The 286-nt window shown below is 31.1% G+C and carries 1 protein-coding gene; it reads right to left on the reverse strand.

Features of this window, described 5'->3' with window-relative positions; all coding sequences use genetic code 11:
• On the reverse strand, positions 1-286 hold a 286-nt coding region (locus tag ACSG5Z_RS31800; RefSeq protein ID WP_435712943.1), incomplete at both ends, for a DegT/DnrJ/EryC1/StrS family aminotransferase.

Consider the following 286-nt stretch of genomic DNA (forward strand, 5'->3'; position numbering starts at 1 on the left):
GTACGGGTATATAGTGCACATTCACACCGATATTTTCTTTTTGTAATGCCTCGTAAATTTCTTTTCGATTACATTTTAATAATTTAGTATTTAACCGAATAATATAAAGGTGCCAACTTGAGTCGGTTTTGGGCAATTGCTTTGGTGTGATGATTTCAGATAAACAACTAAATTCTTTATTATAGATGTCTACATATTTCTTTCGAATCGTAATAAAAGAGTCTAATTTTCTTAACTGTGATAAGCCAAGAGCAGCTTGTATATCAGTTATTCTGTAGTTGTAACC

It is taken from the genome of Bacillus pretiosus, assembly GCF_051294775.1.
Lineage (GTDB): Bacteria > Bacillota > Bacilli > Bacillales > Bacillaceae_G > Bacillus_A > Bacillus_A wiedmannii.